Annotated in this window: 16 protein-coding genes; 9 read left to right on the forward strand and 7 right to left on the reverse strand. The window is 60.7% G+C overall.

Annotated features, from left to right (window positions below; all coding sequences use genetic code 11):
• Positions 1 to 230: 230 nt before the first annotated feature.
• Entirely contained in the window at positions 231 to 632 is a 402-nt protein-coding gene (locus tag KJP30_RS10400) for a hypothetical protein (RefSeq protein ID WP_218449068.1), read from the reverse strand.
• A complete protein-coding gene (locus KJP30_RS10405; protein WP_218449069.1) occupies positions 629 to 1,831 on the reverse strand; it encodes a pyridoxal phosphate-dependent aminotransferase in 1,203 nt (400 codons plus the stop codon). Before KJP30_RS10405 ends, KJP30_RS10400 begins: the two co-directional genes overlap by 4 nt.
• An 87-nt stretch (positions 1,832 to 1,918) precedes the next feature.
• Here KJP30_RS10405 and KJP30_RS10410 point away from each other — a divergent pair, with 87 nt between their 5' ends.
• The 3 genes from KJP30_RS10410 (at position 1,919) to KJP30_RS10420 (ending at position 3,269) form a co-directional block, all read left to right on the forward strand.
• On the forward strand, positions 1,919 to 2,311 hold the full coding sequence (locus KJP30_RS10410) for a helix-turn-helix domain-containing protein (RefSeq protein WP_218449070.1): 393 nt from the start codon (positions 1,919 to 1,921) through the stop codon (positions 2,309 to 2,311).
• 2 nt (positions 2,312 to 2,313) lie between these two features.
• Positions 2,314 to 2,586 (forward strand): FAD assembly factor SdhE, encoded by a 273-nt coding sequence (locus tag KJP30_RS10415; RefSeq protein WP_218449071.1) that lies wholly within the window; start codon positions 2,314 to 2,316, stop codon positions 2,584 to 2,586.
• Positions 2,587 to 2,771: 185 nt separating this feature from the next.
• Positions 2,772 to 3,269 (forward strand): MarR family winged helix-turn-helix transcriptional regulator, encoded by a 498-nt coding sequence (locus KJP30_RS10420; RefSeq protein WP_218449072.1) that lies wholly within the window; start codon positions 2,772 to 2,774, stop codon positions 3,267 to 3,269.
• A gap of 111 nt (positions 3,270 to 3,380) precedes the next feature.
• Here the strand turns inward: KJP30_RS10420 and KJP30_RS10425 are convergent, their stop codons facing one another.
• Genes KJP30_RS10425 through KJP30_RS10445 form a run of 5 tightly spaced genes read right to left on the reverse strand, consistent with a single transcriptional unit; the run spans position 3,381 to position 7,624 of the window.
• Entirely contained in the window at positions 3,381 to 4,058 is a 678-nt protein-coding gene (locus KJP30_RS10425; protein ID WP_218449073.1) for a DUF1194 domain-containing protein, read from the reverse strand.
• Complete coding sequence (locus KJP30_RS10430; protein WP_218449074.1) at positions 4,055 to 4,768, reverse strand: DUF1194 domain-containing protein; 714 nt, start codon at positions 4,766 to 4,768, stop codon at positions 4,055 to 4,057. Before KJP30_RS10430 ends, KJP30_RS10425 begins: the two co-directional genes overlap by 4 nt.
• A complete protein-coding gene (locus KJP30_RS10435) occupies positions 4,762 to 5,190 on the reverse strand; it encodes a VOC family protein (protein WP_218449075.1) in 429 nt (142 codons plus the stop codon). Before KJP30_RS10435 ends, KJP30_RS10430 begins: the two co-directional genes overlap by 7 nt.
• 28 nt (positions 5,191 to 5,218) lie before the next feature.
• On the reverse strand, positions 5,219 to 6,598 hold the full coding sequence (locus KJP30_RS10440) for a porin family protein (protein ID WP_218449076.1): 1,380 nt from the start codon (positions 6,596 to 6,598) through the stop codon (positions 5,219 to 5,221).
• Positions 6,599 to 6,601: 3 nt separating this feature from the next.
• A complete protein-coding gene (locus KJP30_RS10445; RefSeq protein WP_218449077.1) occupies positions 6,602 to 7,624 on the reverse strand; it encodes a hypothetical protein in 1,023 nt (340 codons plus the stop codon).
• A 234-nt stretch (positions 7,625 to 7,858) separates the two neighbouring features.
• On the opposite strand from KJP30_RS10445, the gene KJP30_RS10450 reads away from it, so the two are divergent.
• The 6 genes from KJP30_RS10450 (at position 7,859) to KJP30_RS10475 (ending at position 13,774) form a co-directional block, all read left to right on the forward strand.
• On the forward strand, positions 7,859 to 8,650 hold the full coding sequence (locus tag KJP30_RS10450) for a thymidylate synthase (protein WP_218449078.1): 792 nt from the start codon (positions 7,859 to 7,861) through the stop codon (positions 8,648 to 8,650).
• A gap of 11 nt (positions 8,651 to 8,661) precedes the next feature.
• Positions 8,662 to 9,141, forward strand: coding sequence for a dihydrofolate reductase (locus KJP30_RS10455; protein WP_218449079.1), 480 nt, complete (start codon positions 8,662 to 8,664; stop codon positions 9,139 to 9,141).
• Position 9,142: 1 nt separating this feature from the next.
• Positions 9,143 to 10,084, forward strand: a complete 942-nt coding sequence (locus tag KJP30_RS10460; protein ID WP_218449080.1) for a GIY-YIG nuclease family protein — start codon at positions 9,143 to 9,145, stop codon at positions 10,082 to 10,084.
• A gap of 362 nt (positions 10,085 to 10,446) precedes the next feature.
• Entirely contained in the window at positions 10,447 to 12,405 is a 1,959-nt protein-coding gene (gene parE, locus KJP30_RS10465) for a DNA topoisomerase IV subunit B (protein ID WP_218449081.1), read from the forward strand.
• A gap of 145 nt (positions 12,406 to 12,550) precedes the next feature.
• Positions 12,551 to 13,363, forward strand: a complete 813-nt coding sequence (locus KJP30_RS10470) for a hypothetical protein (protein WP_218449082.1) — start codon at positions 12,551 to 12,553, stop codon at positions 13,361 to 13,363.
• Between the two features lie 240 nt (positions 13,364 to 13,603).
• Positions 13,604 to 13,774 (forward strand): hypothetical protein, encoded by a 171-nt coding sequence (locus KJP30_RS10475; protein WP_218449083.1) that lies wholly within the window; start codon positions 13,604 to 13,606, stop codon positions 13,772 to 13,774.
• The last annotated feature ends 60 nt before the right edge of the window (positions 13,775 to 13,834 follow it).

Here is a 13,834-nt window from a genome sequence, read left to right on the forward strand (position 1 = left end):
ACGGATGTCTTCGGGCGATAGCGGGAACAGCGGGCGGTCCGTTTCAAACGGCCCTTGCCCGGAGGGCGGGGTCAATGTGATCTGGTCCTTTGGCATGGCTAAAACCTAGGAACCGCAGCCACGCGAAAAAAGGGTTTGGTCACATCCCCCCCGTTGGCGGCTGGAAAACGCCCATTCCCAGGGCGATGCCCAGCACAGCGCCCGTTCCTGTGGCACAGCCGAAAACCCGCTCAGCCCTTGGTCAGCCGATCCGCTTTTTTGCGCACAAGAACGCTGCGCAGATCGTGCATCGCCAGCAGGAGGTCATCCGTGACCTCCTCCAGTTGCTGCGGAGTTGCGCGTGCCTGCGCCCATTGCGCCGTCAGGTTCAGATGATCGACCGTCCGCCGAATATCGTCGATCTCTCGCATCGCCAAAAGCGCCTGCCGCGCCTCCATCCACGCGCGAATCTCTTCCAGCTCACCCGCGCTGAGGTCGCGGTCGCCGTGGGGCTTGATCTCACCTTTGTTGATATTGATGACCGCGATCTGGTCCATCTCGATCCGCCGCTGGCGGTTTTCCGTATCGACACGATAGACCAGCGCACCGTTGTCCCGCACGCGAAAGTAAAATTCCGGCAGATCCGCAGTCATGTCAGCCCCGCGCAGAACCGTTCGATCCTTGTGCAGGCTTCGGCCAGCGCCTCGTCCGAGGCGGCATAGCTGACGCGGAAATGCGGGCTCAGGCCAAAGGCCGCGCCAAAGACGACGGCAACGCCCTCTTCTTCCAGAAGCGCGGTGCAAAAATCCTCGTCATTGTCGATCCTGCGCCCCCCGGCCGAAGTCTTGCCCATGCACCCCGCAACCGAAGGATAGACGTAAAAAGCCCCCTCCGGAGTGGCGCAGGTGATCCCGGCACAGGCGTTCAGCCGTTCGACCACCATGTCACGTCGGCGGGCAAAGACCGCACCGCGCTCGGCAAGGTAATCCTGCGGGCCGTTCAGCGCCTCGACCGCAGCCCATTGGCTGATGGAACAGGGATTCGTCGTCGACTGCGACTGAACCTTGCGCATCGCGGTGATCAGGTTTTGGGGGCCGCCGGCATAGCCGATCCGCCAACCAGTCATCGCATAGGCTTTGCTGACCCCGTTTACCGTCAGTGTCCGGTCGTACAGGCCCGGTTCGACCTGTGCGGGGGTCACAAATGAGAACCCGTCATAAGCCAGATGTTCGTACATGTCGTCCGACATGACCCAGACATGGGGATGCCGCACAAGAACATCTGTCAGCGCCTTCAGAGCAGCCCTGTCATAGCCTGCCCCGGTCGGGTTCGACGGCGAGTTGAAGATAAACCATTTGGTCTTGGGCGTGATCGCGGCCTCAAGCTGTTCCGGCGTGATCCGAAACCCCGCCGCCTCGGCGCCCTCGACAATCACCGGCTCCCCCCCGCCCATGCGCACCATGTCGGGGTAACTGACCCAGTAAGGCGCCGGAATGATGACCTCGTCACCCGGGTTCAGGGTGGCCATCAGCGCGTTGTACAGCACCTGCTTTCCCCCAGTGCTGACACTGATCTGTGCGGGTTCGTAGTTCAGACCGTTTTCCCGCGCGAACTTGGCGCAGATCGCCTGCTTCAGCTCGGGAATCCCGTCCGGCGTGGTGTATTTCGTTTTCCCCGCTTCGATTGCCGCAATTGCCGCAGTCTTGATGTTGTCGGGCGTGTCAAAGTCCGGCTCGCCGGCGCCGAGTCCGATGACGTCTCGCCCCGCTGCCTTGAGTTCGAGCGCCAACTGCGTGACGGCCACGGTCGGGGAAGGTTTCACGCGGGACAGCGTCTGCGACAGAAAGGACATGATGGGCTCGTTGTTTGAAAAATCGCCTTCCCTGTCTTAGTAAGCGCCCAAAGGGCGTTCAAGCGGCTTCACCTGAAAGGTAAGACCATGGATAATTCGAAAGACTGGTACGGACCGGAATCCGCAACCTTCGGCGACCGTCTGGCCGCGGCGCGCGAAGCGGCGGACATGACACAAGAAACCCTGGCCAAACGGCTGGGCGTGAAGATCAAGACCCTGCAAGCCTGGGAAGACGACATCAGCGAACCCCGCGCCAACCGGCTGTCGATGCTTGCGGGGCTTTTGAACGTGTCGATGGTCTGGCTGATCACCGGCGAAGGCGAAGGTCTGTCCGATCCCGACGACGAAGAAACGCTGGCGCCCGACGTCAACGCCGTCCTGACCGAGATCCGCGCCCTGCGCGGCCAGTTCCGCGCCAAGGCGGAAAAACTGGGCCGACTGGAAAAGCGTCTGCGCAAACTGCTGACAGAGACAGAGTGATCATGACGACCGGCACCGGAGAAACCCGCGAAACCCGTCTTCGCCGCCTGCGTATGCGTTCCATGCGCAGGGGGACAAAGGAGATGGACATCCTGCTTATCCGTTTCTCCGAGGCCCGTCTTGACGCGCTGGATTCCACGGCACTGGACGCCTACGAGGCCCTTCTGGCTGAAAACGACCAAGACCTATACCAATGGATATCAGGTCAGCGTCCCGCCCCCGAGGCACATGCCGCCATGGTGGCAGAGATCTGCCGGGTCGCGGCAAACGGTTGATACCGCAATTAATTTCCGGTTCGGCGGTGGTATTTCACGCCGCTGGACGCCCCTGCACACCCGGTAAGATTGGTTAATCAACCCACGGAAATCCCTAGAATTTTCCGGGTCTTCTAGTCGGTTTAACGCGATATTTGGGATTATCCTCGAAAGCTCCGTTGCAAGAAAAACAGGCGGAGAACGAAATGAGCATTCATTCGTCCATGAACCAGGGGCCGGTGCAAGGCTTCATGTCAAGTTACCTGGAGGCGTTGAGCCTGGTGGAACGACTCCACCGTCTATTGCTCGACGTCATCAAGGATGAGTTCGAAAGACTGGGCATCATCGACGTGAACGCGGTACAGGCGCTGTTGCTGTTCAACATCGGTGAGAACGAAGTGACCGCAGGCGAACTCAAAAGCCGCGGGTACTATCAGGGTTCGAACGTCAGCTACAATCTCAAGAAGCTGGTCGAAATGGGCTATATGCACCACCAGCGGTGTGAGATCGACCGGCGTTCGGTGCGCGTCCGGCTGACCCAACGCGGCCGCGAAATCCGTGATATCGTTGGTGAACTTTTTGCCCGTCACGCCGAAGGCCTGCAAGGCAAAGGCGTTCTGTCGGTCGATGGGATCGACGAAATCACCACTGCCCTGCGCCGGGTCGAACGCTATTGGACCGACCAGATCCGCTATATCTATTGAAGACGGGCAACGGCCTGCGGGTCGATGCCCCCCTTCTCCGGGTTCGCCCGAGGAATCCCCCTTGCGCGCACACCGATTTCACCCTGGTCAAAACCTGCGCTCGGCAGGGTCCTACCGTTCGGAAACGGCCAGCACCTGCAACTCCCGTTTCAACTTGCGAATCATAGCCTCTTCGAAGGCTTCGAAGCCCAGCGCTGTTTCGACAAAGGCATCCGGCCCGGCGATCACATAGGCCCGGTAATAAGAGGCCAGCGCACCGATTCCATCGGCATCCGCCGAAGCGCCGATCACCAGCCCGTTGATCGTGATGCCATCGGGGCGTCGATCCTGCGGCCGCGGTCCGGTGTTCGACCGGCCATCGCCTGACAGGTCAAGCACGCGCCGCCAGCAGGCCGGTTGAGCGTCCAGCAAAGCCGCGCCAAACACTTTGGCCGAACCTATCGCTGTCGATTGTCCCATTTCGCCGCGCAGCGTTGCGCGCAACCGTGACGCCAACTCGGCCACATCAGCAGGCCCTTGCAAGACCCGCCACGGGGCAACCACCCGCTGCGATCCGGGACCGCTCCATTCGAATACCGCGATGGCCACCGGTGTCTCGGGCATGACCAGCAAGGCCGCCAGCACTTCGGGATCTTCCAACGCTGATGCCAAACCGTCCAACTGCAAACGGTATTCGCGCGCATCGACCGACCCGGAAACATCCAGTCCAAGTGCCAGTGCCTGCCGACAGGCCGCATCGGCCAGCCCACCCCAGCACAGCAGCGCCGCAAGCCACAGGCCCCGCCTCATCCGGGCCCCATCGGTTCGCCGGGCAGCGCCCCCACCACGCGATCCTGAATCTCACGGTACAGCTTGCGGATCATCGCCCGTTCATAGCCCTCATAGCCTTTGGCGGTTTCCACAAAGGCCCCCGGCCCGTGCATGACCTCGAATTCAAAATGGTCGACCACATCCGGATCCGCCCCCAGCACGGCAAGTCCATTCACCGTGATCCCGTCAAAAGGAAAGTGCCGATAGGCCAGTTGCGGCCAAAACCCGTCATTTGTGATGCCATCACCGGACACGTCGATCACCCGCCGGATACATTCGGGCGCTTCGCCCATCATGGTTGCGCCAAAACCCAACGCATAGCCGAGCGCCGTGGGAAAACGCCGATAGGACCGCTGCACCGTTCGCAAACGGTCCGATACCGCCACGATATCCGCCATGCTCTGCAACAGGACCCAGTCCTGAATCACCACGGATTGCCGACGCCCGCTCCATTCGTAGACGGCGAAAGCGACCGATCCGCCACCTTCCTGAAGGATCGCTCCGGCCACATCCTCGTTCATCAGCGCGGCGGCCAGCCCGTCGCGTTGCAGGATGTACTCCGCCTCATCCACCGAGGAAGAGACGTCCAGCGCCAGTAGAAGCGCCAAGCGGCAGGCAGCCTCGGCCCCCGCCGGAAACAGCGCCGCCGCGAAGGCGGCGCCAAGACGGGTCAGTCCCGCCGTTACCAATGGCCCGTGTTGCCCATGCTGGCCCAGGGTTCCGCCGGCGCAAGCGCCTCCCCCTCTTGCAGCAATTCGATCGAGACATTGTCGGGCGAGCGCACAAAGGCCATGCGACCGTCACGCGGCGGGCGGTTGATGGTCACACCGTTGTCCATCAGATGCTGGCACGCCTCGTATATGTCGGGAACAGAGTAGGCGAGATGCCCGAAGTGCCGCGAATCCGACGGCAGACCCTCGTCTCCGTCCCAGTTGTAGGTCAGTTCCACCGGACATTCCTCTTGCCCCGGAGGCGCCATGAAGATCAGCGAGAAACGGCCTTCTTCGCTGTCGATGCGCCGCGTTTCTTTCAGACCGAGGAGTTCGTAGAACTTCATCGAAGCCTCGAGGTCTTTCACCCGAACCATCGTGTGCAGATACTTGACTGCCATGTTTTTCCTTCCGGCTTGCGCCGTCTTGTCAGAATACCGATTTCAAACCCAGCCGCAGGTCGGTGCCGCGGGTCTCGTAAATGGTATAATTGGAACTCCGGTCGCGGAATGAAACCCCGATCTCTGGCGCAAAGCCGTAAACGTCCAATTTCGGAAGCAAAACATCCACCGACAGGGACAGTTCTTCGTCCCGGCGCGGCGTCACCCAGAAGCTGGATGGCCCCTTGTCGTAATCCGATAATTCCCACGCCAGCGTCACACGCGGCAGCATGCCTTTGACCGGCTTGCCAAGGCTATAGCTCAAGGCCGCCCGGGTGGTTTCCCGTGCCACAAGGCGCGAGTCCGAGGCGGTATCTGTCAGGCGCAGGTCCAGCCCAAGGCGGTCCTTGCCAAAGGACTTGCTGAGCGTCATGCCAAGCTCGCGCGTCTGCGCATCCCGCAGCGCGGCATCGTGGCGTTTTTCGACCTCATAGGCATAGCGAACAGACCCGATCACCCCCGGAACGACTTCCTGACCGTAACTTAGGTCCATGCGCGTCGCGTCCGAGAACAATTCGCCGCCCAGCCATTGACGTGTCATGGACAAGCGGGAATTGGCCAGCCAACTGCCGTCGTTGCCACGCACCTCGTACCCAAGGCTCAGGGCCAGCGCATCCTGCCGGTAGTCGTCATTGTCGATCCCCGGCACCTTGTCCCGTGCCGAAGCCGAAAAGCGAACACGCTGGATTTCACCCGAGATACCAAAGTTCAGCCGTCGCGTTTTACTCAGCGGCACGCGCCGCACGAAATCAGCGCCAAGCACCATGCGTTCGCCGGACAAGGGGACAGCGGAGGGGTTGACGAATGGCAACCCCGCAAAGGTAAACCGGTTCGTCTTGGGCGCACCATTCAGGTTGTCCGAAGGTTCCACCGACAGATCCAGCGACAAACGCCAAGGCGTCATTGCGCGGACATGACGAAAATCGCGAACCGCCACAGCACGCAACTGATCGTCCGGCGCGATCTGAGCGGCGCGGCGCAGCCATAGCTGCGCCATTCCGGGGTTGCCGCCAGAGGACCGTGCCTGCGCCAGCAACAGCGCCGCAAAGAAACGTGCCCGTTCGTCTTCGCTGTTTGAAAAGGCGTCCCGCGCCACCTCTGCCGCTTCGCTGGTGCGGCCCATCAGACGCAGGGCGCGGGATTTAATCATAAGGGCGTTTGTGTCACCGGGCGCGCCCAGCAGAACCCCTTCGGCCAGAACCAAAGCCAGTTCTGCCTGTCCGGCCATCAAGGCCTTTGCCGCGGCACCGCGCGCCTCATCGACGCTCATGCGGGTTTCTTCGGCCTCTGCCGGGCGGGCAAGTGCGACCGCAAGGCAAAGGACCATCGCCACACGCAGGCCCCGGGAAATCTGGGCGCCGATGCTCATGGATCAGGGGCGCGTCGCGATGAAACCGCCAGTTTCCCGCACGGGCATGGTGATTACGTCGCCAGTGCCCGGATCGATCCCCACCGGACCGGTTCCTTCGACCACCACGATCCCGACGACCTCTTCGCCATTCGGACCCGCGAAGAGACCCGACCAGCTGCCGGTTTGAGTGACTTCACCAAGATCGTCCGGCAACCGGCTGACCGCGCTGGCATCCGAAGACGTGATTGTCCAGCTGTCGAAATTGATCGCCGCTGTGGACAGCGCGAGGTAGTCGGCCCCGCTGAGCGAGCCGATATTGATGCCGTTTTCGTCAAAGAACTCGCGGCTGACGATCAGCCCTTCGACCGCGCCCAGAACGTCGAAGTCCTGAATATCCACGTCGATCATCGCGACGCCGGAAACATATTCGACCCGCGATCCGGTGGTATCGTCAAGCACGGTTCGGACAGCGGCATACTCACCGGTGAACACGTAGGAATCATTGGCCGCGGGCAGCCTTCCATTGCCGCTCAGGCGTTGCGCTGCAGCGCCGCCAAACCCGAACGAAAGATAGCGGTCAGAGCCAACGGCACCGACTTCGCTGAACCCGGTCGGGGAACGGCGGAAGACGGCGTAATATTGCGAGGTTCCGGCAGGACCGGCCACATTGCGATAGGCATCGAACCCGGCGCCGCCCGGGTTGATGCCCGCGCTGACCCCTGCATCGCGAGCATAGACGTTTTCCCCGCCCACGACCTTGTTGCTGTCGAACGGCAGGTTGTTGAAGACCAGTTCACCGGTCGCCGGATCGAATTCCATTTCATCGACCGTCAAATCCGGCGAGGCATTGGCCAGCTCGCTTGTGTACAGCTTGTCGGGATCCGGATCCGCGTCGGGATCGGTCCCCCCTGCGCCGGTATCTGGTTCGGCAATCAGGGGCTGTGCGCCCTTGCCGATGCCGGAACTGTCGCCGCCGGTCAGAATCGCGCCTTCACACGCGGCAAGTGCGCTCGCCAAAGCGAGCGCAGCGATAATGCGATACATGGAACTGCCTCAGGTCTTGCCTTTTATTTTGTCAACAGGGTGCGCAGCCCCCTTTGAAAAGTCAATCTGCGGCACAACCCCTGCGGAAATGTGCGGCAAATTCGTCCCACAAGGCAGAGGATTTCCCGCAAACGGATCGCGATGCCCGGCCGTTTCCGACTGCTTCCGCCCCTCGTCGAAATGCCCTATGCCAAGGGAACCGGCCTCGCGCCACGATTTCCCGGAGGCACTATCATGCAGCAATACCTCGACGCGCTCCGCACCGTTCTTGACCACGGCGAGGAGTCATCCGACCGCACAGGCACCGGCACCCGCAGCTATTTTGGCCTGCAATGCCGCTATCCGCTGGCCGAAGGTTTTCCGCTGGTCACGACCAAGAAACTGCACCTGCGCTCGATCGTGCATGAATTGCTCTGGTTCCTCTCAGGCGACACCAACATTGCCTATCTCAAGGAAAACGGGGTCTCGATCTGGGACGAATGGGCGGATGCGAACGGCGATCTTGGCCCGGTCTACGGTCACCAGTGGCGTCACTGGCCCTCGCGCAAAGGAGAGATCGACCAGATCCAGACCCTTCTTGACCAGATCCGCAAAACCCCCGATTCCCGCCGCATGATCGTGTCCGCATGGAATCCCGCGGATGTCCCCGAAATGGCGCTGCCGCCCTGCCACACGCTCTGGCAGGTCCGCATCATCGGGCGCAAGCTGCATATGCAGCTTTACCAGCGGTCGGCCGACATGTTCCTTGGCGTGCCCTTCAACATCGCCTCTTACGCCCTGCTGCAATGCATGCTGGCCAAGGTGACGGGATACGAGCCGGGCGATTTCGTCCATTCCATCGGCGACGCGCATATCTATTCCAACCATATGGATCAGGTGGCAGAACAGCTTTCGCGTGCGCCCCGCCCCCTGCCCCGACTGGAAATCGCGCGCGAGGTCACGGACCTGTTCGATTTCCGCTACGACGATTTCGCCTTTCCCGGCTATGACCCGCACCCCGCCATCAAGGCGCCCGTCGCGGTCTAAGGAGTTTTACCATGATTACCCTCATCGCCGCCCACGACCGCAACCGCGCCATTGGCAAGGACGGCGACATTCCCTGGCACCTCCCCGAGGATCTTGCGATGTTCAAACGCGAGACGCTGGGCGGCGCGATCATCATGGGCCGCAAGACGTGGGAGAGCCTGCCCTTCAAGCCGCTCCCCAAGCGGCTGAACATCGTGGTCTCGCGGGACAAGGGGCTGCACGAGCATGTGGTCGGCTCCGTCGAAGAGGCCATCGCGCTGGCGCAATCGCAGGGCTACTTCCGTATCTATGGCATTGGCGGGCAAGCGATCTACGAGGCAATGCTGCCGCTGGCGCATCGGCTGTTGATCACGCATGTGGATCTGGCAGTCGAGGGCGCGGACGCGTGGTTCCCGGAGATTGGGGAGGGGTGGCGGGAGGTTGGGCGAAAGGTGCTGGAAGGCTCCGATGTCGTGAGCCAAGCTTCGGAAATGTTGAGCCGGGAGGACTGACATGAACAAGGGTCGATCTGTTCGCCTCTATTTGGCTGACGGCACCTCATCCGGAATTGTGACTGCCGAGATCATGAATTGGACAGGTCATATTCTCTCTGCACCAAGAACACGATTGGAAAGCGCGCTAGCAAGGGAGGAACTTGGACGGACAGGTGTCTATTTCCTCCTAGGCCCAGATGATTCCGGGAGCGATCTCATTAAAGTCTACATTGGAGAGACCGATGAGATCGGAAAACGAATTTACTCGCACAACAAAGATGAACAAAAAGCCTTCTGGGAACGCTTTATCGCTGTGACCAGCAAGGATTTAAATCTGACCAAAGCACATGTACGCTACCTTGAAAGCCGCATATTAGAGATGGCAGTGACGGCAAAAAAGTGCAAGATCGCCAACAAGGACATACCAAAATTCGACAAGCTTCCCGAAGCCGACATAGCGGACATGGAAAGCTTTATCACTGAGATTGAACTGGCACTTCCAGTAATCGGAGTTGAATTCTTAAAAAGGCCAAAGACCTTTGAAGTCAAAAAAGATGCGAATGAAACATCTAAGAATGCAGACCTAGACGCCGAAACCAACCCACTTTTCAGAGTAGAAAGCCCAAAGCACGGCATCCGCGCGGAGGCTATCGAAGTAGATGGGGAGTTCGTCGTTCTTGCTGGATCAATCGGCGCGAATAGAGAAAAGCAGTCCTTTCATGATCGAATCAAGTCTATTCGTGATGAAGCAATGGAGAGTGGAAGGATAAGCGTACTTACCGGGGGAAAATTCAAGGTTGAGCAGGACATCAATTTTTCAAGTCCAAGCGCAGCCGCAGTTTTTCTTTTTGGCACATCAAGAAACGGGAGAACTGACTGGATTCATTTGTCATCTGGTCAATCCTATGGAGTCTGGAAAGACAACAAAATCGACGCAGGGCTGACTTTGCTCCCGCAATAAGGCCGCGGCATGTTATCCACTTGGAATTTCCCATCTCGGAAAAAGGACCGCAGGTGCGCCGGGCGAGCGCCTGACCGGCCGCACCGGGCAGGCGCTTTGTCAGCCGTCCTGCGCCACGCCGGCCGAATACGGGAGAAGCAGGGATAAACTGCCAGCCACAAACCTGGCTGCGCCTCCCCGCCGGTCAGGACCCCTCCCGGCTCATCGCCAAGCACAACCAAATTTGCGCACAACATCTAGCCAGTACCCACCCTTGCCCCCACAACGCACGGCCAAACCAACCACATTGCGCGCCCCGTTTACCCGGGCCGAACCCTCTGCCATAATCGCCGCCAACCAATCAGAACAAACCGAGCACGCACATGGCCGACGATCTCCTCAAAGCGACAGAAACCGCCGATTACGACGCCTCCTCGATCGAGGTGCTCGAAGGGTTGGAGCCGGTCCGCAAGCGCCCCGGCATGTATATCGGCGGCACCGACGACCGCGCCCTGCACCACCTTGTCGCCGAGGTTCTGGACAACTCCATGGACGAGGCCGTCGCCGGCCACGCCAACAGGATCGAGATCACGCTTCACGCTGATTATTCCATCGAGATCAAGGACAACGGCCGCGGCATCCCGATCGACCCGCACCCCAAGTTTCCCGATAAATCGGCGCTTGAGGTCATCCTTTGCACCCTGCACGCGGGCGGCAAATTCTCGGGCAAGGCCTATGAGACCTCGGGCGGTCTGCACGGGGTCGGCGCCTCGGTCGTGAACGCGCTGTCGGATTCGATGATCGTGCAGGTGGCCCGCAACAAGGAGCTCTACGAACAGCGTTTCTCGCGCGGGATTCCCCTTGGGCCGGTTGAAAAGATCGGTCAGGCGCCCAACCGTCGCGGCACCACCGTCACCTTTCACGCGGATGAGCAGATCTTTGGCCACCACCGGTTCAAACCCGCCCGCCTGTTCAAGATGGTGCGCTCCAAAGCCTACCTCTTTTCCGGCGTCGAGATCCGCTGGAAGACCGAGATCGAGGATGGCGACACCCCGACCGAGGCGACCTTTCACTTTCCCGGCGGCCTGTCGGACTATCTGACCGAAACCCTTGGCAGCGCCTCGACCTATTCGGACAAACCCTTTGCCGGCGTCGTCGATTTCAAGGAAAAATTCGACACCCCCGGCAAGGTGGAATGGGCGATCAACTGGACCCCGTCCCGCGACGGTTTCATCCAGAGCTACTGTAACACCGTCCCCACGCCCGAAGGCGGCACCCACGAGGCTGGTTTCTGGGCCGCGATCCTCAAGGGAATCCGCGCCTATGGCGAACTGGTAAACAACCGCAAGGCCGCGCAGATCACCCGCGACGACCTTCTGACAGGCGGCTGCGCGCTGGTCTCCTGCTTTATCCGCGAACCGGAATTCGTTGGCCAGACCAAGGACCGCCTTGCCACGACAGAGGCGCAGCGGCTGGTCGAAAACTCCGTCCGTGACCATTTCGACAATTGGCTGGCCTCGGATACGAAATCCGCCGGCTCTATCCTCGATTTCCTTGTTCTGCGCGCCGAAGAACGGCTCCGCCGGCGGCAGGAAAAGGAAACCGCCCGCAAATCCGCCACGAAAAAGCTGCGCCTGCCGGGCAAGCTGACCGACTGTTCGTCCAAGAACCGCGAAGGCACCGAGATCTTCATCGTCGAGGGCGACTCGGCCGGTGGTTCGGCCAAGGGCGCGCGGTTCCGCGAGTTTCAGGCCCTGCTGCCCCTGCGCGGCAAGATCCTGAACGTGCTCGGCGCGGCCTCCTCCAAGCTGGGCCAGAACGCCGAAATCCGCGACCTCTGCGAGGCGCTTGGTGTCGGGCTGGGCACGAAATTCAACGTCGACGACCTGCGCTATGACAAGGTCATCATCATGACCGATGCGGACGTGGACGGCGCGCATATCGCTTCGCTGCTCATGACCTTCTTCTTCACCCAGATGCGCCCGCTGATCGACCACGGGCACCTGTACCTTGCCTGTCCGCCGCTCTACCGCCTGACGCAGGGCGCCAAACGGCTTTACGTCCCCGACGACGCCGCCAAAGAGGCGGCGCTGGCCAAAGGCTTGGGCGGCAAGGGCAAAATCGACGTGCAGCGGTTCAAGGGTCTGGGCGAAATGGACGCCAAGGACCTGAAGGAAACCACGATGGACCCGGCGACCCGAACGCTGATCCGTGTCACCATCGACGAGGACGAACCGGGGGAAACCGGGGATCTGGTGGAACGCCTGATGGGCAAGAAGCCGGAATTGCGTTTCCAGTATATTCAGGAGAATGCGCGTTTTGTTGAGGAATTGGACGTCTAAGGCCCGATTTTTTCTTATCTTTCTCGGCCTCAGCCTGCTTCACGCTCCAACATCAGGCCATGCCCAGGGTTGGGATCAAAGGATTGCGGCCGCGCAGGCTGATGCCGCCCGGCTTGAACAGCTGGCAAACGAGAAAGGCGCGCCCATGCTGGGCAGCCTCGACAGGCGGGCCGATGTAGCCGAGATCAAATGCCTGATCCTTGGCGAAATGCTTAACGCGGGCGACCTTTCCTATCATCTGAGCCTGTATGGCCCGAATCCGGCAGATGATCCCGATCCCGGCAATGCCTACGACATAAGCCTGCACGCGCTGGCCAAGGCGAAATGGGCCCATCAGGCTAGCCTGATCCTTGACCTGTCCGACGACCAGCGGCTGGAAACCTGGAACCTCACCTGTGACGGAAAGCTGGGCATTCCCGCCGGGCTGGTGGCCGCAGATTGGAACACACGGGCCACGTTCCGGGTCGATGGCGCAACCCTATACGTTCTTGGTGACATCGAAGCCGGTTTCTTTGACGAATTCCAATCCTTCATACAGGGGCACGACATCCGCAGGGTCATGTTTGGCAGTCGCGGCGGGTCAGTTGGCGAAGCCGTCCAGACGGGCAAGCTGATCCGCGCCCTCGGTCTGGAAACCGATCTGTACGCCACTTGCGCCTCGGCCTGTCCGCTGGCCTATCTTGGCGGCACACAGCGCGTCATCAACGATTGGGATTTCCGGCTTGGGTTTCACCAGATGTCCGTTGCCGGCACGGCCCTGCCGCTGGACCATGAATTCTACGGGCTGGTTCGCAACTATGCCGCCGAAATGGGCGCCAGCGGGGATTTTGTCGTGGCAGCCATGCACAACGCGCCGATCGACCAGATCTTCTATCCGGAATTTCAGGACATGTGCGACGCCGGGATCACTTGGGTGCGAGGCAACTGCTCTCAACCCCATCCATCTGCCCGCCACTGACCCCTGAAAGCGCTTCAAAGCGCGCAGATACGCGCCGTTGCAGGTGCTCCAAAGATTATTTTCACCGCCCCCGTTGAACCCTCTTGTGCGCCGCAAAACCCAACACACATCTTCCATCGCATCCCGCAAGATGCCTCATCGGTGTCATCGCCTTGGCCCTTCGCCAAGCAACCCTGCCCCCTCTGAGCGTTGCCCCCTCCGGCCCTGCGTGCCGGTCTACGTGTCGAAAGAGGAACCGCCATGTCCAAGGAAAAGAACCGCGGCAACCGCGAAGCAAAGAAACCCAAGAAGGAAAAGGTCAAGGTGTTGGCCACCGCCAATAGCAACGCCGGGAAAGACCCGGTGATCGCGGGCAAAGCTGTGTCGAACAAGCTGGCTCGCAAACCCGGCAAGGCCCCGCGCGCCGCCTGATCGCTGATCGGGAAGGGCCACGTCAGGCCCTTCCCCTTTACGCGCCGCCCCTTGCCATTC

The organism is Antarctobacter sediminis (genome assembly GCF_019218285.1).
GTDB lineage: Bacteria > Pseudomonadota > Alphaproteobacteria > Rhodobacterales > Rhodobacteraceae > Antarctobacter > Antarctobacter sediminis.

Bases quoted from the DNA above. Each gene is read 5' to 3' on its own strand.
- KJP30_RS10400 (WP_218449068.1), bottom strand. From the start codon at position 632: ATGACTGCGGATCTGCCGGAATTTTACTTTCGCGTGCGGGACAACGGT.
- KJP30_RS10405 (WP_218449069.1), bottom strand. From the start codon at position 1,831: ATGTCCTTTCTGTCGCAGACGCTGTCCCGCGTGAAACCTTCCCCGACC.
- KJP30_RS10410 (WP_218449070.1), top strand. From the start codon at position 1,919: ATGGATAATTCGAAAGACTGGTACGGACCGGAATCCGCAACCTTCGGC.
- KJP30_RS10415 (WP_218449071.1), top strand. From the start codon at position 2,314: ATGACGACCGGCACCGGAGAAACCCGCGAAACCCGTCTTCGCCGCCTG.
- KJP30_RS10420 (WP_218449072.1), top strand. From the start codon at position 2,772: ATGAGCATTCATTCGTCCATGAACCAGGGGCCGGTGCAAGGCTTCATG.
- KJP30_RS10425 (WP_218449073.1), bottom strand. From the start codon at position 4,058: ATGAGGCGGGGCCTGTGGCTTGCGGCGCTGCTGTGCTGGGGTGGGCTG.
- KJP30_RS10435 (WP_218449075.1), bottom strand. From the start codon at position 5,190: ATGGCAGTCAAGTATCTGCACACGATGGTTCGGGTGAAAGACCTCGAG.
- KJP30_RS10440 (WP_218449076.1), bottom strand. From the start codon at position 6,598: ATGAGCATCGGCGCCCAGATTTCCCGGGGCCTGCGTGTGGCGATGGTC.
- KJP30_RS10445 (WP_218449077.1), bottom strand. From the start codon at position 7,624: ATGTATCGCATTATCGCTGCGCTCGCTTTGGCGAGCGCACTTGCCGCG.
- KJP30_RS10450 (WP_218449078.1), top strand. From the start codon at position 7,859: ATGCAGCAATACCTCGACGCGCTCCGCACCGTTCTTGACCACGGCGAG.
- KJP30_RS10455 (WP_218449079.1), top strand. From the start codon at position 8,662: ATGATTACCCTCATCGCCGCCCACGACCGCAACCGCGCCATTGGCAAG.
- KJP30_RS10460 (WP_218449080.1), top strand. From the start codon at position 9,143: ATGAACAAGGGTCGATCTGTTCGCCTCTATTTGGCTGACGGCACCTCA.
- parE (WP_218449081.1), top strand. From the start codon at position 10,447: ATGGCCGACGATCTCCTCAAAGCGACAGAAACCGCCGATTACGACGCC.
- KJP30_RS10470 (WP_218449082.1), top strand. From the start codon at position 12,551: ATGCTGGGCAGCCTCGACAGGCGGGCCGATGTAGCCGAGATCAAATGC.
- KJP30_RS10475 (WP_218449083.1), top strand. From the start codon at position 13,604: ATGTCCAAGGAAAAGAACCGCGGCAACCGCGAAGCAAAGAAACCCAAG.